Genomic DNA, 25,795 nt, shown 5'->3' with positions numbered 1-25,795 from the left:
GGTCAATTCTGCCCCCTCGTCCCCTGCGCCAGACCAAACATCAACAACAGCAAATCGTGGTCTGGCCGTACTGGCGATTCAGCCTTCGCCACACGCGGGAGGGCACATTGGCCTTCCCCATGGACTGCGCTCAGGATCTTCGGCTTGGGCGTTTCCCAAGCGGCCATGGCTATGGATGCGATGCCTAACGCTCCAACCAGAAACATACCTCGAGCGATTTCTAACTTCATCGATCTAAACCTTTGATGGGGCTGCCAAACGCTGCTTCGTAAAAGTAGACGAGCTTGCTCCAGTCCGCAGGTTGAAACGACGAATGGCGACGAAGCTGTTTCATGTCGTGCTGGGCGGCACCATAGGCGGTCAGGCGCTGGCGGCATTTCTCCAGATCCAGCAACGCGACTTCGGGGCGCGCACTGGCGCCCTCGCCCACGACACGCACGAACACGTGCTTGATGTAGATGCAGCTGTGCTGCCAGCGTCCCCGGTGCATGCGCGCGAGATTCTCGGCCAGTTCCTTGAGCATCTGTTCATATACCCCTTCGCCGTGCTGTTCACGCCCGCCGGCCTTGAGCCAGTGCTCGAACTCGACGAAGCCATCCAGGGAGGCGGTCACCAGCAACGCGCGCCATTCATTGTTCGCGTCACGCTCCGCGCCGCAGAACACCATGCGCGGTACGTTGACGTCGAGCTGGCGCAGGCCTTCCAGCGCATCCCGCTCTCGCAGGACAGTGGGGCGACCAAAGGGGTGTAGCCAACTGCGATAAATATGGCCGACCTGCCGCTTCACATACAGCAGACGGCCGTTTTCCGACACCACACGCTGAACCCCACTTTCTCCACCGCGGCGCACGTTGGGCTCTTCCACCCAATCACCCTTGGTGTTCCAGAAATAGGCAAAGCGATCCTTGGCGGGAAGGGTCGAATCTGCTGCGAAATCCACGGCCATCCTGTTACCTCTTACGTAATAGATACACACGCCACATGGCGTACAACGGCAGGAAATCCAGTCGGTCCTGGATGCGGAATCCTGCCTGCTCGAATTCGGCTTCTACGGTGCTCACTGGCAACACGAAGCGGTTCTGGTAACCCTCTTGTCGACGATTACGCTCAGCACGCTTGCGTTTCCAGGCTTTGAAATTGCCATCAACCCAGAGCGAAACGATTACGCTGTCTCGGGTGACGCGGTGGAACTCCTTGAGTAGCACAGCCCTGTCCTCGGCCTTGCCGACATGGTGCAGCAGACGCATGCAGAAAATGCTGTCCACTGCGTTGTCGGGCATGTCGATGGCGAATGCGGAGGTCTGCAGGGGTTGAACCCGCTTCACCACCTCAGCCGGTTGCGCGCTGCAGGCCGTCTTGATCATGGATGCCGAATTGTCGGCACCAATGATGACCCGATTGGCCTTCTCTGCCAGCAGTGGCCAGAAGCGGCCAGCCCCACACGGCAGGTCCAGCACCAGCCCTGGCTCCCCGGCCAGCGCCAATGCGCGGCGTGCCAGTTGCTTGTCGCGATGGTCTGACAACCGTCGCGCCAATCCGTCCCTGTGTTTGCGCAAATATTTTTTGGCGTGCGCATCGTCGTATTTGTGCGAGAAATCTAACTCAATCCGCTTGCTCATGACCGTCTCTCCTGAAGGTGATACGGCCAAACTAGGCGGGTTAACGTCATCCTCAAGTCACGTGAATGTGAAAAAAACGTCCCTTGGGCGGGTAACATGTTACGGGATTTTTCAAGAAGATGTGGCCATTAAATAGCCATGATCCGACAAATCGCAGCACGGCAGTCGACTGACCTGATGGTTTTTGCCTGAACTGAGGCGATCAGTTGGGCGACCGTTTGAATTCGACGGTGAAACGGCAGCCGTTCGGTTCCATCGTATCCAGGCTGACGGTCCACCCTTGGTTTTCGCAGATGCGCTGCACCAGCGATAATCCAAGCCCGAGGCCCTCCCCTCGTTTTTCGTTGCCTCGGACGAAGGGCTGGAACATTGCCTCGCGTTTCTCTTCTGGAATGCCCACACCAGAATCTTCCACCATGAAGCCGTTGGCCAGCAGGGTCAGACGGATGAAGCCCTGGTCGGTGTAATGCAGCGCATTGCGCAGCAAGTTGCCCATCACCGCATACAGAAACGTGGCGTTGTAGGTGCCTTGCGCTGCGCCCTCCGGATGGTATTCCAGACGCAGGCCTTTGGTTTCGATCGGGTCACGCCACAGGTTCAGCAACTGCTGGGCCGCCCCCTCGAGTGACAATTGGGGATTCAAACCCGCGTCATCGTGCTGGGTGCGGGCCAACATCAGGAAGGTTTGCACCAGATCACGCATTTCTTCACAAGCCCGCGACACGCGCTCGACCTGGGTTCGGGCACGCTGATCGAGCGCAGGGTTCTCCAGCAGCAATTCACACGAGCTGGCAAGCACCATCAACGGTGTGCGCAACTCGTGGCTGACATCGCTGGTGAACATGCGCTCACGGGTCAAGGCGTCACGCAGCCGCCCCAGCGTGGCATCGAAGGCCACGGCCAGTTCGCCCACCTCATCCGCCGCGTAATCCGGCGCCAAGGGCGGCGCCAGCCCCAACAACTGGTCGCGATGCCGCACCTGCCGCGCCAGCCGCACCACCGGCGCCATCACTCGGCGCGCCAGAATCCAGCCGAGGACCACCGCCAGTGCCAAAGCCAGCACGAAGCCGACGAGCACGACGGCGAAGAGCACGCGCTCGCGCTCCTCGAAATCGCTCTGATCCTGCAGCAACACGTAATGTCGGCCGTCCACGACCTCGACCATGGCGTGGTATGAGAGCGGCCCGCGGAACACCTCATGGAAACCGGGCTCCAGATGGCGCAGGTCCTTGGGCAGCTCGAAATCGCCCGGTCCACCACTGAAGTAGAATAGTTGGTCCGGCTCCGGGCGGTGGCTCCAGTCTTCGACGCTGTCCATCAACAACAGGCGCGTGAGATCACCGCCCAGCCCGGCGGAGATAAGTTTCTCTTCGACCAGGTGAACCGTTGCCACGATGCCCATTGCGAAAGAACCGGCCACCAAGGCGCTCATCAGCGCAAACGCGATAATGATCCGCTGAGCGAGGCTCTGCTTAAACTCCATCGCGGCCCTCGGCCAGACGATAGCCCACGCCATGGACCGTTTGCAGCAACGGCTTGGCGAATGGCTTGTCGATCACCTGGCGCAACTGGTGCACGTGACTGCGCAGGCTGTCACTGTCTGGACAATCATCGCCCCACAGGGCCTCTTCGAGAATTTCCCGGCGCAGCACATGAGGGCTCTTCTGCATCAGCACCGCCAGCAGTTTGAGCCCGACAGGGTTGAGTTTGAGCATGCGCCCTTCACGCGTCACCTCGAGGGTATCGAGGTCGTAGACCAGATCGGCGACCTGGAGGGTGCGCCGCCCGCCGCCCTGTGCGCGGCGCAATACGGCCTCGATTCGAGCCGCCAGTTCGGACAAGGCGAATGGTTTGAGCAGGTAATCGTCCGCACCGGAGCGAAAGCCCTGCAAACGGTCATCGAGCTGGTCCCGAGCGGTCAGCATGATGACCGGCGTATCGCGGCGAGCGTCTTCGCGCAGGCGTTTGCACAGCGTATAGCCGTCAATGCCCGGCAGCATGATGTCGAGCACGATCAGGTCGTAATGCTCGGTCGCGGCCAGGTGCAACCCGGATAAACCATCCTGCGCGCAATCGACGGTGTATCCCTTCAACCCAAGGTAATCGGCCAGATTTGCCAGGATGTCGCGGTTGTCTTCAACCAGCAGAATTCTCATGGGCGCATATCTCCCTACGCAGTTGTAGCGATGACCCGTGCACCGAGTGTGCGCACGATGAGGTCAGAGTTGGCGGCAGCTTACGGCCAACTTCGCCTGAGGGCCAGCACCGAGGTGCACAACGTTTTTTTCACCGGTGGTTCACAGGGGCGCGACAGCCCTGCGCTCAGACTGCCGAACGTTTATGAGGGTCTCCTCGCCATTACATGGAATCCGACATGTCTGAAGTTCTCGAACGCCGCGCCTCGCGCCCGATCAACCTCTGGGTTTACGTCGGCATCCCGGCGGCGACCGCCCTTGCCCTATTGTTGCTGGAGTTGACGTCACTGGACATGAGCATTGCGCAATGGGCCTACGATCCGGCAGCCGGCGGGTTCATCGGCAAACACAGCTATTTTCTGGAGAACGTACTGCACGACCGCGCCAAACAGGCCGTCATTGCCTTGGGCCTGCTGTCCTTCGTAGCCTTCGTGGCCTCGTTTTTCGTGGGGCCGCTGCAGTCCTGGAAAAGAGAGCTGGGGTGCCTGGTGCTGTCAATGGCGCTGTCCACCAGCTTCGTCACACCGGTCAAGGCAGTGACGGCGGTCCAGTGCCCTTGGAGCCTCACCCAGTTCGGCGGCACAGAAACCTACAGCGAGTTGCTGGCCCCTCGCCCACAGACTGACAAGCCTGGTCGTTGCTGGCCAGGCGGTCATGCAGCAACCGGGTTTACCCTTTTTGCATTGTTTTTCGTCTTCCGCGACCGTCGCCCGCGCTTGGCCAAGGCGGGGCTGGTCTTCGCATTCGGCCTGGGCACGGTCTTTTCGGTGGGACGCATGCTGCAAGGCGCACACTTTTTCTCGCACAACGTCTGGACGGCCGTGTTTTGCTGGCTGATTTGCCTGGGGGCTTATTACGCGGTGTTGTACCGGCCGACGGGCGGGAAAGGCAGAGTGGTTGAAGGTGCGGTGGTTTCGGGGTAGTTGGCTTTGATCGTTACTCGGATACCCTGTCGGGCGGTATCGCGGGCAAGCGCGCTCCTACGTTTGCTTCGGGATACCAAAGGCGGACAACGTGATCTTTCAGAATGCGGCACGTTGCGACAAATGTAGGAGCGCGCTTGCCCGCGATGCGCCCAAAGGGCATCAATGGGGCGATCCCAAACCAGGCTAAGATCCGACTCCCCCTTTTACAAAAACCGCCACCCATAAAAAAACCCCGCCGAAGCGGGGTTTTCCGTGCATCAGGGTCAGGCTGAATTACATCATGCCGCCCATGCCACCCATGCCGCCCATGTCTGGCATACCGCCGCCAGCTGCAGGCTTGTCTTCAGCCACGTCAGCGATCATCGCTTCGGTGGTGATCATCAGACTGGCAATCGAGGACGCCGCTTGCAGAGCAGAGCGAGTCACTTTGGCTGGGTCCAGGATACCCATTTCGATCATGTCGCCGTATTCGCCGCTCGCAGCGTTGTAACCGAAGTTACCCGAACCTTGCTTGACCTTGTCGACCACGACGCTAGGCTCATCGCCGGAGTTGGCAACGATCTGACGCAGCGGCGCTTCAACGGCACGGCGCAGCAGGGCAATACCCACGTTCTGGTCGGCGTTGTCGCCTTTGAGCTCGGAGATGGCCTGCAGCGAGCGAACCAGCGCTACACCACCGCCAGGCACCACGCCTTCTTCGACCGCTGCACGGGTAGCGTGCAGGGCGTCTTCAACGCGGGCTTTCTTCTCTTTCATTTCGACTTCGGAACCAGCACCGACCTTGATCACTGCAACGCCGCCGGACAGTTTGGCCAGACGCTCTTGCAGTTTCTCTTTGTCGTAGTCGGACGAAGTATCGCCGATCTGCTGACGGATCTGAGCGATGCGACCATCGATGTCGGTCTTGTTGCCAGCACCGTCGATGATGGTGGTGTTTTCTTTGTTCAGCACAACGCGTTTGGCGTTACCCAGGTGCTCCAGGGTGGTGCTTTCCAGGCTCAGACCGATTTCTTCGGAGATCACGGTACCGCCGGTCAGGACAGCGATGTCCTGCAGCATGGCCTTGCGACGATCGCCGAAACCCGGTGCCTTGACGGCCGCGACTTTGACGATACCGCGCATGTTGTTCACCACCAGGGTCGCCAGCGCTTCGCCTTCGACGTCTTCCGCGATGATCAGCAGAGGACGACCGGCTTTGGCAACGGCTTCCAGCACTGGCAGCATTTCGCGGATGTTGGAGATTTTCTTGTCGACCAGCAGCAGCAGCGGGCTGTCCAGCTCGGCGACCATGGTGTCTGGCTTGTTGATGAAGTACGGAGACAGGTAGCCACGGTCGAACTGCATGCCTTCGACTACGGACAGTTCGTTTTCCAGACCCGAACCTTCTTCAACGGTGATTACGCCGTCTTTGGTCACTTTCTCCATGGCTTCGGCAATGATGTCGCCGATGGAGCTGTCCGAGTTGGCCGAGATGGTACCCACCTGAGCGATGGCCTTGGTGTCGGTGCATGGCTTGGACAGGGACTTCAGCTGAGCGACGATGGCCAGGGTGGCCTTGTCGATGCCGCGCTTCAGGTCCATTGGGTTCATGCCGGCAGCGACGGCTTTCAGGCCTTCGTTGACGATGGCCTGAGCCAGAACGGTTGCGGTGGTGGTACCGTCACCGGCGTCGTCGTTCGCGCGGGAGGCAACGTCTTTGACCAGCTGCGCACCCATGTTTTCGAAACGGTCTTTCAGTTCGATTTCTTTGGCAACCGAGACACCGTCTTTGGTGATCAGCGGAGCGCCGAAGCTTTTTTCGATGATGACGTTACGGCCTTTCGGGCCCAGGGTCGCTTTGACGGCGTCAGCCAGAACGTTTACGCCAGCCAGCATTTTTTTACGGCCAGCGTCGCCGAATTTAACTTCTTTAGCAGCCATGATCGTTATTCCTTAAATACTGTGTAGTAACGGGAAATGCGGGAGGTACCGACTCAGCCTTCAACGACGGCGAGGATTTCGTTCTCGCTCATCACCAGCAGGTCTTCGCCATCCACTTTCACGGTGTTGCTGCCGGAGTAAGGGCCGAATACCACTTTGTCACCCACTTTCACGGCCAGCGCACGTACTTCGCCGTTGTCCAGGACGCGACCTGCGCCGACGGCGATGACTTCGCCACGGTTTGGTTTTTCGGCGGCCGAACCAGGCAGCACGATACCGCCAGCAGTCTTGGTTTCTTCTTCACTGCGACGGATTACGACGCGGTCATGCAGAGGACGAAGCTTCATTGTCGATCTCCTAATTATGGTTTTTGAACGTCCGGCGTTGGCACCGAGCGGCTAAAACGTTCCGGACTTGCCGGGCGCGGCTCGCGAGCGAACCGCGGAATACGGTCTGGCGAAATGCGCCAGAAACCTTACGGTGACCCATACATAGGGGCGAGCAAGATGATTACAAGGCTGGGCGAAGAAAAAATTTTCAACGGGCACATGCCGTTGAAACGAAAACGGCACCCGAAGGTGCCGCGCGAATCACACGTAGGATTCACTTTTTGTCGACAGGCTCGTACTCGCCCTCGATCACCTCGCCTTCGATAACCTCCGGCTGGCGAGCCCCTGAGCGGCCCGCTCCTGCATGCGGCGAGTGCGTAGCCCCTGCCGAACGCAGATCATCCGCGAACGCCCGCTGGCGACTGGCCGAAGCTTCGGCACGCTGACGCACCTTGTTGGCCAGCAGCCGACTGGTGAACGGCATCAGACAGATCAGGCCCAGCACGTCGCTGATGAAACCCGGCAAGACCAACAGCCCGCCACCCACCGTCATCATGAGGCCGTCCATCATCTGTTGGGCAGGCAACTCCCCTCGCGCCAAGCTCTCGCGAGCGCTCATGGCCGTTGCCAGACCGGCGACACGAATGATGAAAAAGCCGAGCATGGACCCGGCCACCACCAGCAGGAAGGTCGGCAGAAAGCCGATCGACATCCCGACTTTCACCAGCACGAACAGCTCGAGCACCGGAAAAAGCAAAAAAAGCAGTAGAAAAGCGCGCATCAAATAGTTTCCTCTAGGGAAGAAGGCTTCCAGTAGACACTAGGTGACGTCGCAAAGTCGTTAATTCAAGCTTCGGACGCCTCAGCGGTCGGCCATTTTTCGGCGTGAGCCAGTTGAACCAAGGCCTGGCGCACTTGTGTCGGCGTATTACAAGGCTCGGGGAAGGCCAGCCAATGCAGGCTTTGGCCGATACGCAAGTGCATTCCTTCGCTGTCGATGCCCACCAGCGCCGCCGGTTCGCTCTGCGGTAGACCGGCCAGCTCGACGTAGTGCGCGATGGCTTTTCCATGATCCTGGTTCATGTGCTCGACCATACCGATCTCGGCCCCACCAGCGAACGGATTGGGCAAGGCAATATCGTCGAGCCAGTGAATGGCCCCGAAACCACCAATATAGCGGTAGCGCACCGGGAGCAGCGTCCAGAAGTCAAAATCATGGGCGCTGTGGTAGCTCTCTGACTCCGGGAAGTAGCGGTAATAGCGTTGGGCTGCGGCATCGATGGCGGCTTGATCGCTGAGCTTCTGCGCTTCAGCCATCACCGTCACCCGCCCCACCGCTTGAATATCTTCAGCCTCACGTTCGCCCACCAGCATCGAGCACTTGGGGTCGCGTTGCAGGTTATGCGTGTGCTGAGCGATGCGGCTGATCAGGATCAATGGACGGCCTTGATCGTCCAGGCAATACGGCACCACCGAGCCGAACGGGTAACCGGGCATCGACTTCGAATGGGTCGACAGCACGCCACGGTATTCCTTGAGCAGCAACTCTCGGGCTTGCCGGTTGGCTTTGGCGCTCATGTGAGGCTCCTGAGGCAGGTAAAACGACGAATGTGGGCCAGCCTCAAGCGGCTGAGGTCCACCACGATAATCGTTATCGCCCAGGGGTGCCAGATCGAAGGGGGGTGACGGTTCGGCGCAAGATTCGCGTCATTTTCAGCGAGCGCTGCTGACCTGGCTCAGTCCCGAAAGGAAGCGAGAGCACGCAGGCCAGCCACTGCGTCTTAATAAGGAAGCGTTTACCAGGCCACACCAAAGCCGGCGGTGTAGCGCGTCTTGTTCAGATCGCCATTGTCGGAGCCGGTGATGATGTCTTTTTCCGCCTTGACGTTGAGCGAGGCCCATTCGGTGACTTTGTAGCGAAACCCGACCTCGGTATCCAGGCTGTAATCCGCCACGCCGCTGAGAGGCTTGCCCAATTCGCCGTTGGTGAAGAATTCAACCTTCTTGCCGATCAGGTAGCGGTTGTAATCCCATGTCCCGGACACGGAGTAGAAATTGTCCTTCTCGCCATTGGAGTATTCGAAGTCCGTGCGGTTGAGCAGCGCGCCAATCTTGAACGCGCCCAGTTCGTCATCCCAGAGCTGGTAGCCCGGACCGGTACCCACGGTGCGTTGACGACGCAAGTCCTCGATGCCGTCATGCTTGTAGGTGATGCGGCCGTCCCAGAAAAATTTGTCGGTCAGGAAGCGATCCAGCGAGTACTCGGCGCTCCAGTTGTTGGTGGTGGTCGTGTCGTCCTGAGTCTCGCGGTTGAACTCGCCTTTGGCGTTGTGCCGCCAACGACCATGGCTGGCAGAGGTCTTGAAGGCCAGGTTGTAGTCGTCGGTGTCCGTGTCCGCCCGCTGGAAGTCCAGCGCTGCATCGATGTTGCCTTTCCAGACCAGATCGGTGACCACCGGCTTGGGTTTCATGATCTGCTGGATGCTGGCCAGGTCGACCGTCTTGGGCGCATCACCGTTGGCCAGGGTCACCTTGCCTTCGTCCGCCGCCTTCAGCGATTTGGACATCTCGCTCGTGTACGCATCCTGTTTCACCAGCAGGTGTTGGTCACTTTCCAGCGTCTTGACTTCTTTCCAGTCCAGCGGAATATCGCCTGCATACTTGGTATTGAGCAGCAGTTTCCCGCCGTCGAAAACCTTGATGGTCCCCGTCAGTTTGTCACCGTTCTTCAACCAGACGGTATCGGCGAGCAAGGGGGTAGAGGCACTGGTGATAGCGATGCACAACAGGGTTCTGGACAACATAAGCGACGACAAGGCTCTGGCTGGCGGTTAAATCGGGCATTATCCCTCGGGACAACATCGAGGCAATCCGTGGACCGCCGACACAGGATTCAAAGACCGTAGGAAGTTTCTTCAGTTCCGTGTCGAACAGAATTGCGGGTCCTTTAAACAGGAACGAACGCGTGAGCGAACACATTTCATGGATGCAAGACCCCAGTGGACAACCGCCCGCAGAAGCCCGGCGCACGGCGGTTTATCTGACCATGCATCAAATCCCCGAAGGCAAGGTCGTCAGTTACGGGCAGTTGGCCGAATTGGCCGGTTTAGGACGAGCGGCACGTTTTGTTGGCCGAACCTTGAGCCAGTTGCCCGACGGTAGCCACCTGCCCTGGCATCGCGTGATCGGCGCGGGCGGACGGCTGAGCCTGCCGGCTGGAACGGTTTCTGGCGAAGAGCAACGCGCCCGCCTGCGCGCCGAAGGCGTGACCATCCGTAACAATCGCGTGGATATGGCGCGTCATGGCTGGCGCCCGACAGAGGACAACGGTTAGAGTGCGCGCTTTGTTTATGTAATCTGAGGCAGATTCCAGCCCATGCCCCGCAAAACCTGGCGCGCCGCGCTCGCCGCTTATGCCAGCCCATCGACGTTCGTGCTGCTGCTCCTCGGATTCGCCGCGGGCATGCCTTATATGCTCGTGTTTTCCACGCTGTCGGTCTGGCTCAGGGAAGCGGGTGTTGCCCGTGAGACCATCGGCTACGCCAGCTTGATCGGCCTGGCGTACGCTTTCAAATGGGTCTGGTCGCCTCTTCTCGATCAGTGGCGGCTGCCACTGCTGGGCAAGCTGGGTCGACGCCGCTCCTGGCTGGTGCTCTCGCAAACCCTGGTGACGCTCGGCCTGATCGGCATGGGCTTTTGCGACCCCCAGCAGCATTTGTCCTGGCTGATTGCGATCGCTGTGGTGGTCGCGTTTTCGTCCGCGACGCAGGATATCGCCATCGACGCCTATCGCCTCGAGATCGCCTCGGACAGCCAGCAAGCCACCCTCGCCGCCAGCTACATGGCGGGCTATCGCGTGGCCGCCCTGCTCGCCACAGCGGGCGCCTTGTATTTCGCCGAAGGCTTCGGCTCATCCGGCTTCGCCTACAAGCACTCAGCCTGGACCGGCACGTATGTCATCTTCGGCCTGCTGATGCTGCCCGCGCTGATCACCACGCTGGTCATGCGCGAACCCGCCGTCGCTTTGCGCACGCAACTGTCGGCGGCGCGCTACGGCTTTGCGCACCAGTTGGCGTCGGTGTTCGTGCTGATCATCCTGCTGGTGTCGGTCCCCGCGATGTTCACCCAGCTCTACAATACCGACTTCGCCAGCGTACTGTTCAAGGATGCCACCTGGAAAAGCCTGTTGATGGAAGATCGGGCGTTCCTGCGCGCCATCCTGTACACCCTGCTCACGGCGGCCTGCCTGTCATCCATAGGCCGACGCGGCCTGGCACCGGTGCTGACGCCAATCAACGACTTCATCCTGCGCTACCGCTGGCAGGCCTTTCTGCTCCTGGGCCTGATCGCCACCTACCGCATGTCCGACACGGTCATGGGGGTGATGGCCAACGTGTTCTACATCGATCAGGGCTTCACCAAGGACCAGATCGCCAGTGTCAGCAAAATCTTCGGCCTGGTCATGACGCTGGTCGGCGCGGCCTTCGGCGGCCTGGCGATCGTGCGCTTCGGCATTCTGCCGATTCTGTTCATCGGCGGCGCAACCTCCGCTGCCACTAACCTGCTGTTTCTGATGCTGGCCGACATGGGCCCTAACCTGAAGATGCTGATCCTTACGATCTCGCTCGACAACTTCAGCTCCGGGCTGGCGACTTCAGCGTTCGTGGCGTACCTGTCGAGCCTGACCAACCTCAAGTTTTCTGCCACCCAATACGCCCTCCTGAGCTCTATCATGCTGCTGTTGCCCCGGCTGATCGGTGGCTATTCGGGGGTGATGGTCGAAAAACTGGGCTACCACAACTTCTTCTTGATCACTGCGTTGATGGGTGTACCGACCCTGTTCATGATCGCCCTGCACTGGGGCCAGGAGTTGCGCAAGGAAAAGCCGTCCGAAGACGAGAAACCGGTAGAGGAGCCCGCCAGCGAGCGACCCTGAAGGCTGCGGAGAGCCTCAGAGACGTCCCGACGCCGCCCCTTTACGCAAAAGCCCCGATCTCTCGCGAGTCGGGGCTTTTGCGTTACAAGATTGTCCGTATCAGGTCAGTGATTAACGCTGCAGCGCGGTTTCCTGCTGCTCCTGCACCACGCGAACGACACGCTGCGGGAACGGAATGTCGATATTGGCGGCGCGCAGGCGGTCGCGGATTTCCGCGTTGAACCGGTTGGACACCTCACCGAAATCACCGGTTTTGGTCCAGACTCGCAGCGAAACGGTGATCGAACTGTCGCCCAACGCCGCCACCACGGCCTGGGGCGCCGGGTCCTGCAAGACACGGGGGTCATCGGCCATTTCCATCAGCACCTGCAGGGCCTGCTTGAGGTCTGCGTCGTAATCGATGCCCACGTCGAACGTGATCTTGCGGGTCGGCTGCCGGTTCGTGTTGGTGATGATGCCGTTGGAGAGGTTACCGTTGGGGAGGATGACCGTCTTGTTGTCGCCGGTGCGGATGATGGTGTGGAAGATCTGGATGCTGTCCACGGTGCCAGCGACACCCTGCGCCTCGATCCAGTCACCGATGCGAAACGGACGGAACAGCAGGATCAGAACCCCGCCGGCAAAATTGGCCAGACTGCCTTGCAGCGCCAGGCCAATGGCCAGACCTGCGGCACCAATCGCCGCGACGAACGAGGTGGTCTCCACACCGATCATCGAGGCGACACTGACGATCAGCAGAATTTTGAGAATGATGTTGCTCAGGCTGCAAATGAACCCCTGCAACGCCAGGTCGACGTGGCGCAACGCCAACAGCGCCCCGACCTTGGATGTCAGCTTGTTGATCAGCCACCAGCCCACCAGCAATACGACAACGGCCAGCAGCACGCGGCTGCCGTACTGCATGACCATGGGAATCCAGGCTTGGGAAGCCTTGACCAGATGATCCACTTGGCCATTCAGATCCAGATCCATTGATTACTCCTTACGGTCGCGAAACGAAACACTGAAACGACACCTGCATCGAGGCTCTTCGTTTCAAGGGACCTGCACTCCGACGCGCACAAACCGGGCAGGTTCCGCGTCGGGGCAAATCGAGGGACGGTCAGTCGCGGAAGTTGTTGAACTGAAGCGGCATGCCGAAGCTGTGGCCACGCAGGGCCGCGATGGCTTCCTGAAGATCATCGCGCTTCTTGCCGGTGACGCGGACCTGCTCGCCTTGAATCGCGGCCTGGACCTTGAGCTTGGCTTCCTTGATGTGGGCGACGATCTTCTTTGCCAGCTCCTTGTCGATGCCCTCTTTGAGGGTGGCTTCCTGCTTCATCACTTTGCCGGAGGGATAAGCGTCTTTGACTTCCAGGCATTGCACGTCGATCTTGCGCTTGATCAGCGCCATCTTGAGGATCTCGATCATCGCCTCGAGCTGGAATTCCGCTTCGGCGGTGAGGTTGACGGTCAGTTCCTTTTCCTTGAATTCGAAGCTGCCTTTGCCTTTGAGGTCGTAACGGCGGTCCAGCTCCTTGATCGCGTTGTCGACGGCATTCGTGACTTCGTGTTTATCCAGTTCAGACACTACGTCGAACGAGGGCATGTCATTTCTCCAATTGATGCGGCGCGGCTCGATGCACAGGGAGCGCGCCTGACGTGACGGGTTGAAAACCGGGTCATTATAACGAGACTTTTCTTCGGTTCATGCGGGCCCGACAATGTCGTGTTGGTTTTACCTTGGCAGACCGGGCGCAGTGGCAGTGAACGAGCGCTTGAAGAGCGCTCCACGAAAACACGACGCGCGGCGTTTATAAGGGGCTGTTTGTGAGCACTCTCATCGCTGATATCGGCGAGCCCACGTCAGTGACGTGGCACATCCTGGGCGCGGGCAGCCTGGGCACTCTCTGGGCCACGCGGCTGGCCCGTGCCGGTTTCAGCGTGCGCCTGATCCTGCGGGATCGGGCGCGCCTGGACGCTTACCTGACGCGAGGAGGCCTGACCTTGAGCGAACAGGGCCAGCGGCATACCTTCGCTCTCCCGGCCGGGATTATCGACGACGCGGAGCCCATCGAGCGCGTCATCGTGGCATGCAAGGCCTACGACGCCGAGCCTGCCGTGGCCGGTATCGCGTCGCGGCTCATCCCCGGCGCGGACGTCCTGCTGCTGCAAAACGGCTTGGGCAGTCAGGAAGCAGTCGCGGCGCGGATTCCTCACGCCCGCTGTACCTTCGTTTCCAGTACCGAAGGCGCTTTCCGCGATGACGACTTCAGCGTCGTCTTCGCCGGCCAGGGCTTCAATTGGCTGGGAGATGACCAGCAAGGTCCCGCGCCCGAATGGCTCGCCGCACTCGTCCAGGCGGGCATTGCGCATGAATGGACGCCGAAGATTCTCGATCGTCTGTGGCGCAAACTGGCACTGAATTGCGCCATCAACCCCCTGACCGTGCTGCACGGCTGCCGCAACGGCCAATTGCAGCAGCATGCCGGGGAAGTCAGCGCGTTGTGCAACGAGTTGACTGCCGTACTCAGGGCGTGTGGACACCCCGAAGCCGCTGAAGGCCTGGATGAGGCGGTGACCGAGGTTATTCAAGCCACAGCGGCCAATTACTCGTCGATGTACCAGGACGTGAAACAGGGGCGGCGTACGGAGATCGGGTACCTGTTGGGGTATGCGTGCAATGCCGCACGGCAGCAGGGTGTGAAAGCCCCCGGGCTGAACGCTTTGCAGGAGCGATTGATACAGCGATTGCTCGCCAAAGGCCTGCCGGCCGATTGAGCGGAGGCGCGTGGCCCTGCGTGTTCGCCCGCTGGGCGGCTTGCAACTGCGCCGCCCATTGAGTCCGGGCTTTCAAATCGCGGGTTTGCGTCAGCCTCGAACAGCGCTAACCTGCCCCTTCCTCATTCGTCAGTGATCCTGCCCCATGCCATTGCGCCAGCGCCTTGAAAATCTGCCCGTCGGCCAGAAGCTACTGGCCGCCCTGCTGGTTCTGCTGACCACCGTTCTGTTGGTCGCCAATCTGACGTTCATCAGTGCCGCTTATTACATTTCCCAGGAAGCGATGGCGCCCCAGGCGCTGCAGACCATCGGGCGGCTGATCAGTAATCCCGGGCTGTCCGAACAGGCACTCGCTTCGTCGACCAATGCCCAAGCGCTGCTCAACGAATTGAAGAACTACGGTCCGCTGCGCGCCGCTGCCGTTTATGACAACAACGGCAACCGACTGGCGCAGGTGCAGCAAGGCGACAAGCTGCGTCTGCCTGAGTATTACCGCAACATCGAAAGCTGGCGCATCACCGAGTTTCGTAACACCCAGCTGATATCAATCCCCAAACCGGGCCAGGCTCCCGGCCATCTGTTATTGGTGGCCAGCAGTGAGCTGCCCGCAGCGTTCTACACTGGCACCCTGACGGCCAGCCTGGGGATCCTGATTTTCAGCGTCCTGCTGTGGGCTGGCGTGGCGCGGCAGATTCGCCGCTTTATCACCGAACCGATTTACCAGTTGGAAGAACTGTCTCGCCGGGTCACCCGTGAGGAAAATTACGCACTGCGCGCGGGCCCTGGCAATCAGGATGAAATCGGTTCCCTGGCTGAAGCCTTCAACACCATGCTGTCGCGAATGGAAGCGCGGGAGCAGCAGCTCAAGCGGGCGCGGGACGAGTCTCAGGAAGCCTATGACCAGGCACAGGGCCTGGCGGAAGAAACCCGCCACACTAACCGTAAATTGGAGCTGGAAGTCCAGGTTCGCAGCAAAATCGAGAAGAAACTCACCGGTTTCCAGAATTATCTGAACAGCATCATCGACTCCATGCCCTCTGCCCTGATCGCGCTGGACGAACAGTTGTACGTGACCCAGTGGAACCAGGAGGCAGGTGCCCTCTCCGGCACGCCGCTGGACGAGGCACTCAACCAACCCATCTTCCTGGCCTTCCCGCCGATGAAGGCATTTCTGCCGCAGATCAAGCAAACCGTCGAAAAGCACACCGTGACCAAGATTGAGCGCGTCACCTGGGTCAAGGACGACCTCACACGCCATTTCGCACTGACGTTCTATCCGTTGACCGGCGGGGCGGGGCGCGGCGTGGTGATCCGCATTGACGACATTACCCAGCGCCTGTCGCTGGAGGACATGATGGTGCAGTCCGAGAAGATGCTTTCGGTGGGTGGGCTTGCCGCTGGCATGGCCCACGAGATCAATAACCCGCTGGGCGCGATCATGCACAACGTGCAAAACATCCGACGGCGTCTGTCCCCTGATCTACCGAAGAACCTGGAACAAGCCGAGCAGGACGGCGTCGAACTGGCCGCCGTGAACCAGTACCTCACTGCGCGGGAAGTCCCGCAATTGCTCGACGGTATTCAGCAGGCGGGGGCCAGGGCAGCGAAAATCGTCAGCCACATGCTCAGTTTCAGCCGACGCAGCAACCGGCAGATGGCCCCTTGCGACCTCCCTGCGTTGATTGATCAGGCGGTAGAAATTGCCAGTAACGACTTCGACCTGACGATCGGTTTCGACTTCAAAGGGCAAAATATTCTTCGTCAGTTCGATCCGGCACTCGGGCCCGTTCCCGGCACCGCGAACGAACTGGAACAGGTGTTGCTCAACCTGTTGAAAAACGCCGCCCAGGCGATCCATCAGCGGGAAAACGAAAACGAACCCGAACCGGGACGGATCATTCTGCGCACGCGGCTCAATCCGCCCTGGGCGGAGATTCAGGTCGAAGACAATGGCGTCGGCATGCCGGAAAACGTGCGTAAGCGCATCTTCGAACCTTTCTTCACGACCAAGGAAGTTGGCCAGGGGACCGGGCTGGGCCTGTCGGTTTCATATTTCATCATCACCAACAATCACAAGGGCCAGATGGAGGTGCACTCCACCCTGGGTCAAGGCACATGTTTCACCCTGCGTCTGCCACTGGAAGGCAACCCGGTGAACGTGCCTGCCCCTCAAGTGATTGGCCAGAACGACCGGGAGTAAGGCACATGGGATTTCGCTTGTCGAAGATTTACACACGGACCGGCGACAAGGGCGAAACTGGCCTGGGCGATGGCCGTCGGGTGCCGAAGGACCATCCGCGAGTCGAGGCCATTGGCGAAGTCGACTCACTGAACAGCCAGTTGGGACTGCTGCTGGCAGGCCTCGAAAAGATCGCCCATGCCGTGCCAACGATTCAGGAGGTGATCGATGTACTCGCGCCTTGCCAACATCGGCTGTTCGATTTGGGGGGCGAGCTGGCCATGCCTGACTATCAAGCGCTGAACGCCGCCGAAGTCGAGCGGCTGGAGCGCGCCATTGATGCCTGGAACGAAGAAGTCGGCCCGCTGGAGAATTTCATCCTGCCCGGCGGCTCGATGCTGGTTGCCCAAGCCCATGTCTGTCGCAGCCTGGCGCGGAGTGCCGAGCGCCGTTGCCAGCACCTGAACGCCGTCGAACCCCTGAATGGGGTGGGGCTGGCGTACATCAATCGTCTGTCCGATCTGCTGTTCGTGGCAGCGCGAATCATTGCGCGCAGGCAAGGTGTTGCGGAGATTTTATGGGAGCCGGCGAAAAAGCCGGAGTGATTCGACTTCCGCAACCCTGTCGGATGCCCGCGACACCCTGAGCACCGCGTTACATGATCGTTCCCACGCTCCGCGTGGGAATGCCGCTCGCGAGGCTCTGCGTCGCACTGACGCGGAGCGTCAGGGGCTACGTACCCACGCAGAGCGTGGGTACGATCAACAGGGGAGTTTTTACACCTTCGGCCAGAACGCGCGGATTCCGGCCACGCCCTGCGCGCCGTTTTCCCACGCCTGTTCCCGCTGCGCAGGCCCTACCCCGCCCAACAGATAGACCGGCTTGCTGAACCCGTCTATCAACGCCCGCGCCTGCTCCCAGCCCAACGGCGTGGCATCCGGGTGCGTCTGGGTCGGTTGAACCGGTGACAGGGTGACGAAATCCACACCCATCTGCTCAGCCAAGGACAGTTCTTCAGCGCTATGGCAAGACGCCGCCAACCAGCGCTCTTCCGGGAACGGACGGCCCTTGCTGGCGTACTTGCGCAGTTGTTCGCTGGTCAGGTGCCAGCCCGCCGCCGGGAAGTCGCCGAGCCACTCCAGAGGACCCTTGAGCATCAACTGGGCTTTGCCTGCGCACAGGCCCACGGCGTCGACCGCTACATCGCGGTATTTAGGGTCGTACATGTTCGGGGCGCGCAACTGGATCAGCTTGATACCGCTGGCGATTGCATTCTGCATGCCTTGCAGCAGCGCCGGCGTGTCGAGGCCGTCCGGCGTGATCAGGTACTCGCTCGGCAAGCGCGCAGCAGCCACGATGGGCGTATTCGCCGCCGGAAACTCGTACCCGACCAGCGCCTTGTTCGACACCCACGCCAACGGCTGCCCTTCGGCGCCATGGGGCTCGCCCCTGAGCGACGAGACCTCCCAGACATCCAGCAACACCTGTTTGTCGGGGTAGTCGTGCTTGATCTTGATCAGCGGCCGCGCGTCAACGACCTCGATACCCAGCTCTTCCCTCAACTCACGCGTCAGGGCCGCCTGGACGGTTTCACCAGGCTCGACCTTTCCACCGGGAAACTCCCACAAGCCGCCCTGGTGCTGCTTGTCAGCCCGTCGGGCAATGAGAATCTTGCCGTCAGTGCCGCGGATGACCGCGGCGGCTACATGGATGCGTTTCACCTCAAACCCCAATCAGGTGCGGTATTCCGCGTTGATCTTCACGTATTCGTGGGACAGGTCGGTGGTCCAGATGGTTTCGCTGCAATCACCCCGGCCCAGCTCGATGCGAATGGTGATCTCTTCTTCAGCCATCACCGCCGAGCCCTGCTCTTCGGTGTACGTCGCCGCGCGAGCACCCTGGCTGGCGATGCAGACGCCGCTGAGGAAGACGTCGATCTTGCTCACATCCAGCTCCGGGACACCGGCCCGGCCCACGGCGGCCAGAATTCGGCCCCAGTTCGGATCGGAGGCGAACAAAGCGGTCTTGATCAATGGGGAGTGGGCAACGGTGTAGCCGACGTCCAAGCATTCTTGATGCGTGCCGCCACCGTTGACTTCGACCGTCACGAACTTGGTCGCCCCCTCGCCGTCACGCACGATGGCCTGAGCGACCTCCATGCAGACGTCGAACACGGCTTGTCTCAGCGCCTCGAACAACGGCCCTTTGGGCTCGGTGACTTCAGGCAGGTCGGCCTGACCGGTGGCAATCAGCATGCAGCAGTCATTGGTCGAGGTATCGCCGTCGATGGTGATGCGGTTGAAGGATTTGTTGGCACCGTCACGCACCAGGTCTTGCAGCACGCTCTGCGAGACCTTGGCGTCGGTGGCGATGTAGCCGAGCATCGTGGCCATGTTCGGGCGAATCATCCCGGCGCCTTTGCTGATGCCGGTGACTGTCACGGTCACGCCGTCGATCTGGAACTGACGGCTGGCGCCCTTGGGCAGGGTATCCGTGGTCATGATGCCTGTGGCGGCCGCTGCCCAGTTATCCACCGAAAGATCGTCCAACGCCGCCTGCAAGGCACCTTCGAACTTTTCCACAGGCAACGGCTCGCCGATCACCCCGGTGGAGAACGGCAGGACGGCACTGGCATCGACGCCGGTCAGTTCCGCCAGCTTCGCCGTGGTGCGTTCGGCCGCGCGCAGGCCCGGCTCACCAGTACCCGCGTTGGCGTTCCCGGTGTTGGTCAGCAGGTAGCGAACGGTGCCGCCCACACGCTGTTTGGACAGGATCACGGGGGCCGCGCAGAAAGCGTTCAGGGTGAACACGCCGGCCACGCTGGAACCTTCGGCGCAGCGCATGACCACGACGTCCTTGCGCCCTGGACGCTTGATGCCGGCAGACGAAATGCCAAGCTCGAAACCGGGAACCGGGTGCAGCGTCGGCAGAGGACCAAGACCAACAGCCATGAAATGCGCTCCTTGAAAGCCAGGCCGCCGGGCAGGCCACGACGGCTCGATAATTGGAAAAACGCCGCGACGGCTAGGCCGGTCGCGGCGCGATATTACAGAGAAACGACTGCCAGGCCGTAGATCAGGAAATCTGACCGTGGCAGTGCTTGTATTTCTTGCCCGAACCGCACCAGCACAGCTCGTTGCGACCCAGCTTCTGGTCGTTGCGCACCGGGGACATTGCAGTCGCAGCGGCCACCGCGACGTCATCGCCCTCCTCCACCAGAGCCGCTGGCTGCTCGAGGCCCGGCGCTTCGGCGTGTTGGAACTGCATGCGCTGGGCCAGCTCTTCGGCCTCGCGACGCAGACGGGCTTCTTCTTCGGCCGGGTCTTCGCGACGGACCTGAACGTGGGACAGTACGCGGATCGTGTCGCGCTTGATCGAGTCCAGCAATTCCTGGAACAGCGTGAACGACTCCCGCTTGTATTCCTGTTTCGGGTTCTTCTGAGCGTAGCCGCGCAGGTGGATGCCGTGGCGCAGGTGGTCCATGGTCGACAGGTGGTCTTTCCACAGGTCGTCCAGCACGCGCAGCAGAATCTGCTTCTCGAAGGTGCGCAGCGCCTCGGCGCTGGCCTGGTCTTCTTTCTCGTTGTAGGCCGCGAGGATGGCTTCCAGCAGCTTGGGGCGCAGGTTTTCTTCGTGCAGGTGATCGTCTTCGTCCAGCCATTGCTGGATCGGCAATTTCACGCCGAAGTCACTGTTCAACGCCGCTTCCAGGCCAGCCACATCCCACTGCTCCGGCAGGGATTGTGGCGGAATGTGAGCGCTGATCGTGGCATCCAGAACTTCCTCACGGAATTCGGCGATGGTGTCGCCAATGTTCTCTGCCGCCAGCAGGCTGTTGCGCATGTGGTAGATCACTTTGCGCTGTTCGTTGGAGACGTCGTCGAACTCCAGCAACTGCTTGCGGATATCGAAGTTGCGGCCTTCGACCTTGCGCTGCGCTTTCTCGATGGCGTTGGTCACCATGCGGTGCTCGATGGCTTCGCCGGACTGCATGCCCAGCGCTTTCATGAAGTTCTTCACCCGGTCGGAGGCGAAGATGCGCATCAGGCTATCTTCCAGCGAGAGGTAGAAGCGGCTCGAACCGGTGTCGCCCTGACGACCCGCACGGCCCCGCAACTGGTTGTCGATACGACGCGACTCATGGCGCTCGGAGGCGATGACGTGCAGACCGCCCGCCTCGATGACCTGCTGATGACGCTTTTGCCAGTCGGCCTTGATCTGTGCGACCTGCTCGGGTGTCGGGTTTTCCAGGCTGGCGACTTCCACTTCCCAGTTGCCACCCAACAGGATGTCGGTGCCGCGACCGGCCATGTTGGTGGCGATGGTCAGGGCGCCAGGACGACCGGCCTGGGCAATGATTTCGGCTTCCTTTTCGTGGAACTTGGCGTTCAGGACCTTGTGATCGATGCCTTCCTTCTTGAGCAGGTTGGACATGTGCTCGGAAGTTTCGATGGTCGCCGTACCCACCAGCACCGGACGTTGCTCGGCCAGGCAGGCCTTGATGTCGGCAATGATGGCCGCGTACTTCTCGTCGGCGGTCAGGTACACCAGGTCGTTGTAGTCCTTTCGCGCCAACGGCTTGTTCGGCGGAATGACCATCACGGCGAGGTTGTAGATCTGATGGAATTCGAACGCTTCGGTGTCAGCCGTACCGGTCATGCCGGACAGCTTGGTGTACAGACGGAAGTAGTTCTGGAAAGTGGTCGAGGCGAGGGTCTGGCTCTCCGCCTGGATGTTCAGGTTCTCTTTGGCTTCGATGGCCTGGTGCAGGCCTTCGGACAAGCGACGCCCCGGCATCGTACGACCGGTGTGTTCGTCGACCAGCATGATGCCGCCGTCCTGAACGATGTACTCGACGTTGCGATGGAACAGTTTGTGCGCGCGCAGGCCGGCATAGACGTGGGTCAGCAGGCCCAGGTTGTGTGCCGAATACAGGCTCTCGCCTTCAGCGAGCAGCCCGACTTGAGTCAGCATCTCTTCGATGAACTGGTGGCCGGCCTCGTTCAGTTCCACCTGACGGGATTTCTCGTCGATGGTGAAGTGGCCCTGCTTGGTCACCTGGCCTTCCACTTCCTCGATGTGCTGTTCGAGTCGGGGGATCAGCTTGTTGATTTCGGTGTACAGCTTGGAACTGTCCTCCGCCTGACCGGAAATGATCAGCGGGGTACGGGCTTCGTCGATGAGGATGGAGTCCACTTCGTCGATCACGGCGAAGTTCAGTTCGCGCTGGAATTTGTCTTCCAGGCTGAAGGCCATGTTGTCGCGCAGGTAATCGAAGCCGAATTCGTTGTTGGTGCCGTAGGTGATGTCGGAATTGTAAGCAGCGCGCTTTTCTTCCGGCGGCTGGAACGGTGTGACGACGCCGACGGTCAGGCCGAGAAACTCATACAGAGGGCGCATCCAGTTGGCGTCGCGACGTGCCAGATAGTCGTTCACGGTCACGACGTGCACGCCTTTACCGGACAGCGCGTTCAGGTACACCGCGAGGGTCGCGACCAGGGTCTTGCCTTCACCGGTGCGCATCTCGGCAATCATGCCTTCATGCAGGGTCATGCCGCCGATCAACTGCACGTCGAAGTGGCGCATTCCCATGATGCGCTTGCCCGCTTCACGGCACACCGCAAAGGCTTCGGGCAGGAGCTTATCGAGGGTCTCACCTTTGGCGATGCGGGCCTTGAACTCTTCGGTCTTGGCGCGCAACTGCTCGTCCGAAAGGGCCACCATTTGCTCTTCGAAGCCGTTGACGATCTGGACCGTCTTGAGCATGCGCTTCACTTCGCGCTCGTTCTTGCTTCCGAAAAGTTTTTTCAACAAAGGTGCAAACATATCGACAGGATCTTCCACACATAGGAATGGAGGGCGGCCCCGTGAGTCGCCCGTGCAGCCCTCATGGCCGCATGCGAACGAGCATTCTACCCGGAAATGGTGGTGAGGAAAGTGGCGTTATTCCACGATGCTGGCACTGCAATGTTACGGGGCAGAAGTACAATAGGGGCATTTCTTCGGACTTCAACCCGTACGGGCATCTGAATACTTAAACTTTTCTTCATAATCAGACTGCTCGTTTTGCACCGAGCCTCGCGTCGAGAGTGAGGGGCACCATTCTGGTAACATCGCTGACTGGTATCGAAAGGCACTCCTGACATGGCATTCCGGCCCCTCCCGGCTCGCGCACCTTCGGTTTTTTTGCGTGATGCAAGATCCCTCAAGGCCATTTTCAATCACGCTCAGCGGCTGGCTCACTTGCAACGACTGCTGGAAAGCCAGCTGCAGCCGGCTGCGAGAGAACATTGTCATGTGGCGTCCTGGCGCGAGGGTACGCTGGTGTTGGTGGTCACCGATGGTCACTGGGCTACCCGGCTGCGCTATCAGCAGAAGCGGCTGCAACGGCAGTTGGTGGCGTTCAAGGAGTTCGCCAATCTGACTCGGCTGTCGTTGAAGGTTCAACCGTCGATCACGCGCGGAGCCTTGCCGGGCGCGGCGAGGGACTTATCTCCCGTGGCCGCAGAGGCACTCAATGAGGCCGCCGAAGGCATTAGCGATCCAAAGTTGAGGGCGGCGCTGGAACGCCTGGCAGCGCATGGGAAACCTCGAAAGTCGAGCGACTGAACGGCCTTCGCGTCTGCCTGAATCCTTCGGCAGTCGCCATAAAAAAGGCCACCCGGAGGTGGCCTGAAATAGTCAAACTGAGAAGAAGAGGTGTTGTTACACCGCCGCTACAGGGCGCATGTACGAGATCGGTGCGGTACTGGCATCTTCGAACGTCACGACTTCCCACGCATCTTCCTGGGCGATCAACGCACGCAGTAGACGATTGTTCAGGCCGTGTCCGGACTTGAAGCCCTGGTACTCGCCGATCAGGCTGTTGCCCAGCAGATACAGGTCACCGATGGCATCCAGGATCTTGTGCTTGACGAATTCGTCTTCATAACGAAGACCGTCTTCGTTCAACACGCCGTCCTTGTCAACGACGATAGCGTTTTCAACGCTGCCGCCCAGGGCAAGGTTGTGCTTGCGCAGGTATTCGATGTCCTTCATGAAACCGAAAGTACGTGCGCGGCTCACTTCTTTCACGAACGAAGTGCTGGAGAAGTCGACGCTCGCCGTTTGCGTGCGGTTTTTCAGGTAGGGGTGGTCGAAGTCAATTTCGAAACTCACCTTGAAACCTTCGAACGGCACGAACTTGGCGTATTTACCGTCTTCTTCCACGCAGACTTCTTTCAGAATGCGGATGAACTTCTTCGGTGCGTCCTGTTCTTCCAGGCCAGCCGATTGAATCAGGAATACAAAGGGGCCTGCGCTGCCGTCCATGATTGGAACTTCGGAGGCGGAAAGTTCAACGTAGGCGTTATCGATGCCAAGGCCAGCCATGGCCGACAGCAAGTGTTCAACCGTATCGACCTTCACATCGCCATTGAACAGCGTCGTGGAAAGCGTGGTATCGCCCACATTCAGCGCGTGTGCGTTGATCTGGACAACCGGCTCGAGGTCGGTACGGAAAAACACAATGCCAGCGTTCACAGGTGCAGGTTTGAGGGTCAGGTAAACCTTTTCCCCCGAGTGCAGGCCGATACCTGTGGCACGGATAATATTCTTCAGGGTGCGTTGTTTAATCATGGCATTGGCCGCTTCAGCGCATATCGCGAATTAGTATCAACAAAGGCTGGCGATGATAGCAGACCTCGCCTTTGCTGAACACCAATCACCCTCATACCCCTGATAGAACTCATCAATCAGCCTGACGACGCAGGAATGCTGGAATATCCAGGTAATCCAGATCGTCCTGCGGATTCATTTTCGCCGCAGCAGTGGCGCCTGCGTGAGCCTGATTGCGCATCACGGTAGGACGGTCCAGGTCGCGGTAATTGACCGAAGGCTGCTCCTGGCGAACGGCCTGCTGCTGCACGGGTGCCGCTTGAGCCGTCTGCATGGTGTTGTCGATGACCTTCACAGGCTTCTCGATCTTCGCACCCAGGCCCGTGGCGACCACGGTGACGTGCAGTTCGTCGCGCATGTCTGGGTCGATGACGGTACCGACCTTGACCATGGCGTGTTCGGAGGCGAACGCTTCGATGATGCTGCCGACGTCCGAGTACTCACCCAGCGACAGGTCAGGACCGGCCGTGATGTTGACCAGAATGCCGCGGGCACCTTGCAGGTTCACATCTTCCAGCAACGGATTGCGGATGGCCGCCTCGGTGGCTTCGCGTGCACGGTTCGGACCACTGGCTGCACCCGTACCCATCATTGCCATGCCCATTTCGGACATCACGGTGCGCACGTCAGCGAAGTCGACGTTGATCATGCCCGGGCGCTTGATGATATCGGAGATACCGCGAACGGCACCGGCCAGTACATCGTCCGCCTTGGCGAACGCCGACAGCAGGCTGGCGTCTTTGCCCAGGATGGTGAGCAGCTTCTCGTTGGGAATGGTGATCAACGAGTCGACGCTTTCGGACAGCGCGCGGATGCCTTCATCGGCGATCTGCATGCGCTTGCGGCCTTCGAACGGAAATGGACGTGTCACGACCGCGACGGTCAGGATGCCCAGTTCCTTGGCCACTTCGGCGATGATCGGGGCTGCACCGGTACCGGTACCGCCACCCATGCCGGTGGTGATGAAGACCATGTTGGTGCCCTGCAGCACTTCAGCGATGCGCTCACGATCTTCCAGGGCGGCCTGACGACCGACTTCCGGGTTGGCACCGGCACCCAGACCTTTGGTCACGCCGGTACCCAGTTGCAGGATGGTCCGCGCACCAATGTTTTTCAGGGCTTGAGCATCGGTGTTGGCGCAGATGAACTCAACGCCTTCGATGTTGCTCTTGACCATGTGATTGACCGCGTTGCCGCCGCCACCACCAACACCGATAACTTTGATTACCGGGCTTTGTGGGATGTTGTCTACGAGCTCGAACATGTTCCCTCTCC

At 60.1% G+C, this 25,795-nt stretch carries 24 protein-coding genes; 7 read left to right on the top strand and 17 right to left on the bottom strand.

Annotated elements, in window-relative coordinates:
- Positions 1-2 precede the first annotated feature (2 nt).
- From N5D61_RS08475 to colR, 5 genes are all read right to left on the bottom strand, one after another.
- Positions 3-230 (bottom strand): hypothetical protein, encoded by a 228-nt coding sequence (locus N5D61_RS08475; protein WP_108236943.1) that lies wholly within the window; start codon positions 228-230, stop codon positions 3-5.
- Positions 227-946 carry a lipopolysaccharide kinase InaA family protein gene (locus tag N5D61_RS08470; RefSeq protein ID WP_108236942.1) on the bottom strand — a complete coding sequence of 240 codons (720 nt, stop codon included), beginning with the start codon at positions 944-946 and terminating at the stop codon, positions 227-229. The genes N5D61_RS08475 and N5D61_RS08470 overlap by 4 nt, the downstream gene beginning before the upstream one ends.
- A gap of 4 nt (positions 947-950) precedes the next feature.
- The gene (locus N5D61_RS08465; RefSeq protein WP_108236941.1) at positions 951-1,619 is read right to left on the bottom strand and encodes a class I SAM-dependent methyltransferase; all 669 of its coding nucleotides are present in this window, start codon (positions 1,617-1,619) and stop codon (positions 951-953) included.
- A gap of 202 nt (positions 1,620-1,821) precedes the next feature.
- Positions 1,822-3,102, bottom strand: a complete 1,281-nt coding sequence (locus N5D61_RS08460) for a HAMP domain-containing sensor histidine kinase (RefSeq protein ID WP_279891987.1) — start codon at positions 3,100-3,102, stop codon at positions 1,822-1,824.
- Positions 3,092-3,775: a two-component system response regulator ColR gene (colR, locus tag N5D61_RS08455; RefSeq protein ID WP_108236939.1), complete on the bottom strand. Its 684-nt coding sequence runs from the start codon at positions 3,773-3,775 to the stop codon at positions 3,092-3,094. Before colR ends, N5D61_RS08460 begins: the two co-directional genes overlap by 11 nt.
- A gap of 218 nt (positions 3,776-3,993) precedes the next feature.
- Between colR and N5D61_RS08450 the strand changes: the two genes are divergently transcribed.
- Positions 3,994-4,737 (top strand): phosphatase PAP2 family protein, encoded by a 744-nt coding sequence (locus tag N5D61_RS08450; protein WP_279891984.1) that lies wholly within the window; start codon positions 3,994-3,996, stop codon positions 4,735-4,737.
- A gap of 276 nt (positions 4,738-5,013) precedes the next feature.
- Here the strand turns inward: N5D61_RS08450 and groL are convergent, their stop codons facing one another.
- The 5 genes from groL to N5D61_RS08425 all read right to left on the bottom strand — a co-directional run bounded on the left by groL (position 5,014) and on the right by N5D61_RS08425 (position 9,793).
- On the bottom strand, positions 5,014-6,660 hold the full coding sequence (gene groL / locus N5D61_RS08445) for a chaperonin GroEL (RefSeq protein WP_108236937.1): 1,647 nt from the start codon (positions 6,658-6,660) through the stop codon (positions 5,014-5,016).
- Positions 6,661-6,713: 53 nt separating this feature from the next.
- Entirely contained in the window at positions 6,714-7,007 is a 294-nt protein-coding gene (locus N5D61_RS08440; RefSeq protein ID WP_108236936.1) for a co-chaperone GroES, read from the bottom strand.
- 256 nt (positions 7,008-7,263) lie between these two features.
- The gene (locus N5D61_RS08435) at positions 7,264-7,770 is read right to left on the bottom strand and encodes an FxsA family protein (RefSeq protein WP_279891979.1); all 507 of its coding nucleotides are present in this window, start codon (positions 7,768-7,770) and stop codon (positions 7,264-7,266) included.
- Between the two features lie 65 nt (positions 7,771-7,835).
- Positions 7,836-8,567, bottom strand: a complete 732-nt coding sequence (locus N5D61_RS08430; RefSeq protein WP_108236933.1) for a DUF2470 domain-containing protein — start codon at positions 8,565-8,567, stop codon at positions 7,836-7,838.
- Between the two features lie 218 nt (positions 8,568-8,785).
- Positions 8,786-9,793 (bottom strand): DUF481 domain-containing protein, encoded by a 1,008-nt coding sequence (locus N5D61_RS08425; protein WP_279891975.1) that lies wholly within the window; start codon positions 9,791-9,793, stop codon positions 8,786-8,788.
- A gap of 182 nt (positions 9,794-9,975) precedes the next feature.
- Between N5D61_RS08425 and N5D61_RS08420 the strand changes: the two genes are divergently transcribed.
- Together N5D61_RS08420 and N5D61_RS08415 are read left to right on the top strand one after the other, a co-directional pair.
- Complete coding sequence (locus tag N5D61_RS08420; protein WP_279892098.1) at positions 9,976-10,323, top strand: MGMT family protein; 348 nt, start codon at positions 9,976-9,978, stop codon at positions 10,321-10,323.
- A 42-nt stretch (positions 10,324-10,365) separates the two neighbouring features.
- Positions 10,366-11,925 carry an AmpG family muropeptide MFS transporter gene (locus N5D61_RS08415; protein ID WP_108236931.1) on the top strand — a complete coding sequence of 520 codons (1,560 nt, stop codon included), beginning with the start codon at positions 10,366-10,368 and terminating at the stop codon, positions 11,923-11,925.
- A gap of 111 nt (positions 11,926-12,036) precedes the next feature.
- On the opposite strand, the gene N5D61_RS08410 is transcribed toward N5D61_RS08415, so the two are convergent.
- Entirely contained in the window at positions 12,037-12,891 is an 855-nt protein-coding gene (locus N5D61_RS08410; RefSeq protein ID WP_108237043.1) for a mechanosensitive ion channel family protein, read from the bottom strand.
- Between the two features lie 136 nt (positions 12,892-13,027).
- Entirely contained in the window at positions 13,028-13,513 is a 486-nt protein-coding gene (locus N5D61_RS08405; protein WP_108236930.1) for a YajQ family cyclic di-GMP-binding protein, read from the bottom strand.
- A gap of 221 nt (positions 13,514-13,734) precedes the next feature.
- Here N5D61_RS08405 and N5D61_RS08400 point away from each other — a divergent pair, with 221 nt between their 5' ends.
- The 3 genes from N5D61_RS08400 (at position 13,735) to N5D61_RS08390 (ending at position 17,469) form a co-directional block, all read left to right on the top strand.
- Positions 13,735-14,685 carry a putative 2-dehydropantoate 2-reductase gene (locus N5D61_RS08400; protein WP_279891972.1) on the top strand — a complete coding sequence of 317 codons (951 nt, stop codon included), beginning with the start codon at positions 13,735-13,737 and terminating at the stop codon, positions 14,683-14,685.
- Positions 14,686-14,830: 145 nt separating this feature from the next.
- The gene (locus N5D61_RS08395; RefSeq protein WP_279891970.1) at positions 14,831-16,885 is read left to right on the top strand and encodes an ATP-binding protein; all 2,055 of its coding nucleotides are present in this window, start codon (positions 14,831-14,833) and stop codon (positions 16,883-16,885) included.
- 5 nt (positions 16,886-16,890) lie between these two features.
- On the top strand, positions 16,891-17,469 hold the full coding sequence (locus tag N5D61_RS08390) for a cob(I)yrinic acid a,c-diamide adenosyltransferase (protein ID WP_279891968.1): 579 nt from the start codon (positions 16,891-16,893) through the stop codon (positions 17,467-17,469).
- Between the two features lie 171 nt (positions 17,470-17,640).
- Here N5D61_RS08390 and N5D61_RS08385 read toward each other — a convergent pair whose 3' ends face one another.
- The 3 genes from N5D61_RS08385 to secA all read right to left on the bottom strand — a co-directional run bounded on the left by N5D61_RS08385 (position 17,641) and on the right by secA (position 22,690).
- A complete protein-coding gene (locus tag N5D61_RS08385) occupies positions 17,641-18,585 on the bottom strand; it encodes a Nudix family hydrolase (protein WP_279891966.1) in 945 nt (314 codons plus the stop codon).
- A 12-nt stretch (positions 18,586-18,597) separates the two neighbouring features.
- Positions 18,598-19,815 (bottom strand): bifunctional glutamate N-acetyltransferase/amino-acid acetyltransferase ArgJ, encoded by a 1,218-nt coding sequence (argJ, locus tag N5D61_RS08380; RefSeq protein WP_279891964.1) that lies wholly within the window; start codon positions 19,813-19,815, stop codon positions 18,598-18,600.
- A gap of 124 nt (positions 19,816-19,939) precedes the next feature.
- Positions 19,940-22,690: a preprotein translocase subunit SecA gene (gene secA / locus N5D61_RS08375; protein WP_108236926.1), complete on the bottom strand. Its 2,751-nt coding sequence runs from the start codon at positions 22,688-22,690 to the stop codon at positions 19,940-19,942.
- A 318-nt stretch (positions 22,691-23,008) separates the two neighbouring features.
- On the opposite strand from secA, the gene N5D61_RS08370 reads away from it, so the two are divergent.
- On the top strand, positions 23,009-23,473 hold the full coding sequence (locus N5D61_RS08370; protein ID WP_108236925.1) for a DUF721 domain-containing protein: 465 nt from the start codon (positions 23,009-23,011) through the stop codon (positions 23,471-23,473).
- Between the two features lie 96 nt (positions 23,474-23,569).
- Here the strand turns inward: N5D61_RS08370 and lpxC are convergent, their stop codons facing one another.
- Positions 23,570-24,481: a UDP-3-O-acyl-N-acetylglucosamine deacetylase gene (lpxC, locus tag N5D61_RS08365; RefSeq protein WP_108236924.1), complete on the bottom strand. Its 912-nt coding sequence runs from the start codon at positions 24,479-24,481 to the stop codon at positions 23,570-23,572.
- A 112-nt stretch (positions 24,482-24,593) separates the two neighbouring features.
- The gene (gene ftsZ / locus N5D61_RS08360; protein ID WP_108236923.1) at positions 24,594-25,784 is read right to left on the bottom strand and encodes a cell division protein FtsZ; all 1,191 of its coding nucleotides are present in this window, start codon (positions 25,782-25,784) and stop codon (positions 24,594-24,596) included.
- Positions 25,785-25,795: the final 11 nt, after the last annotated feature.

It is taken from the genome of Pseudomonas sp. GD03842 (genome assembly GCF_029841165.1).
Taxonomy (GTDB): domain Bacteria; phylum Pseudomonadota; class Gammaproteobacteria; order Pseudomonadales; family Pseudomonadaceae; genus Aquipseudomonas.
This window is presented reverse-complemented; position numbering and strand designations above follow the sequence as displayed.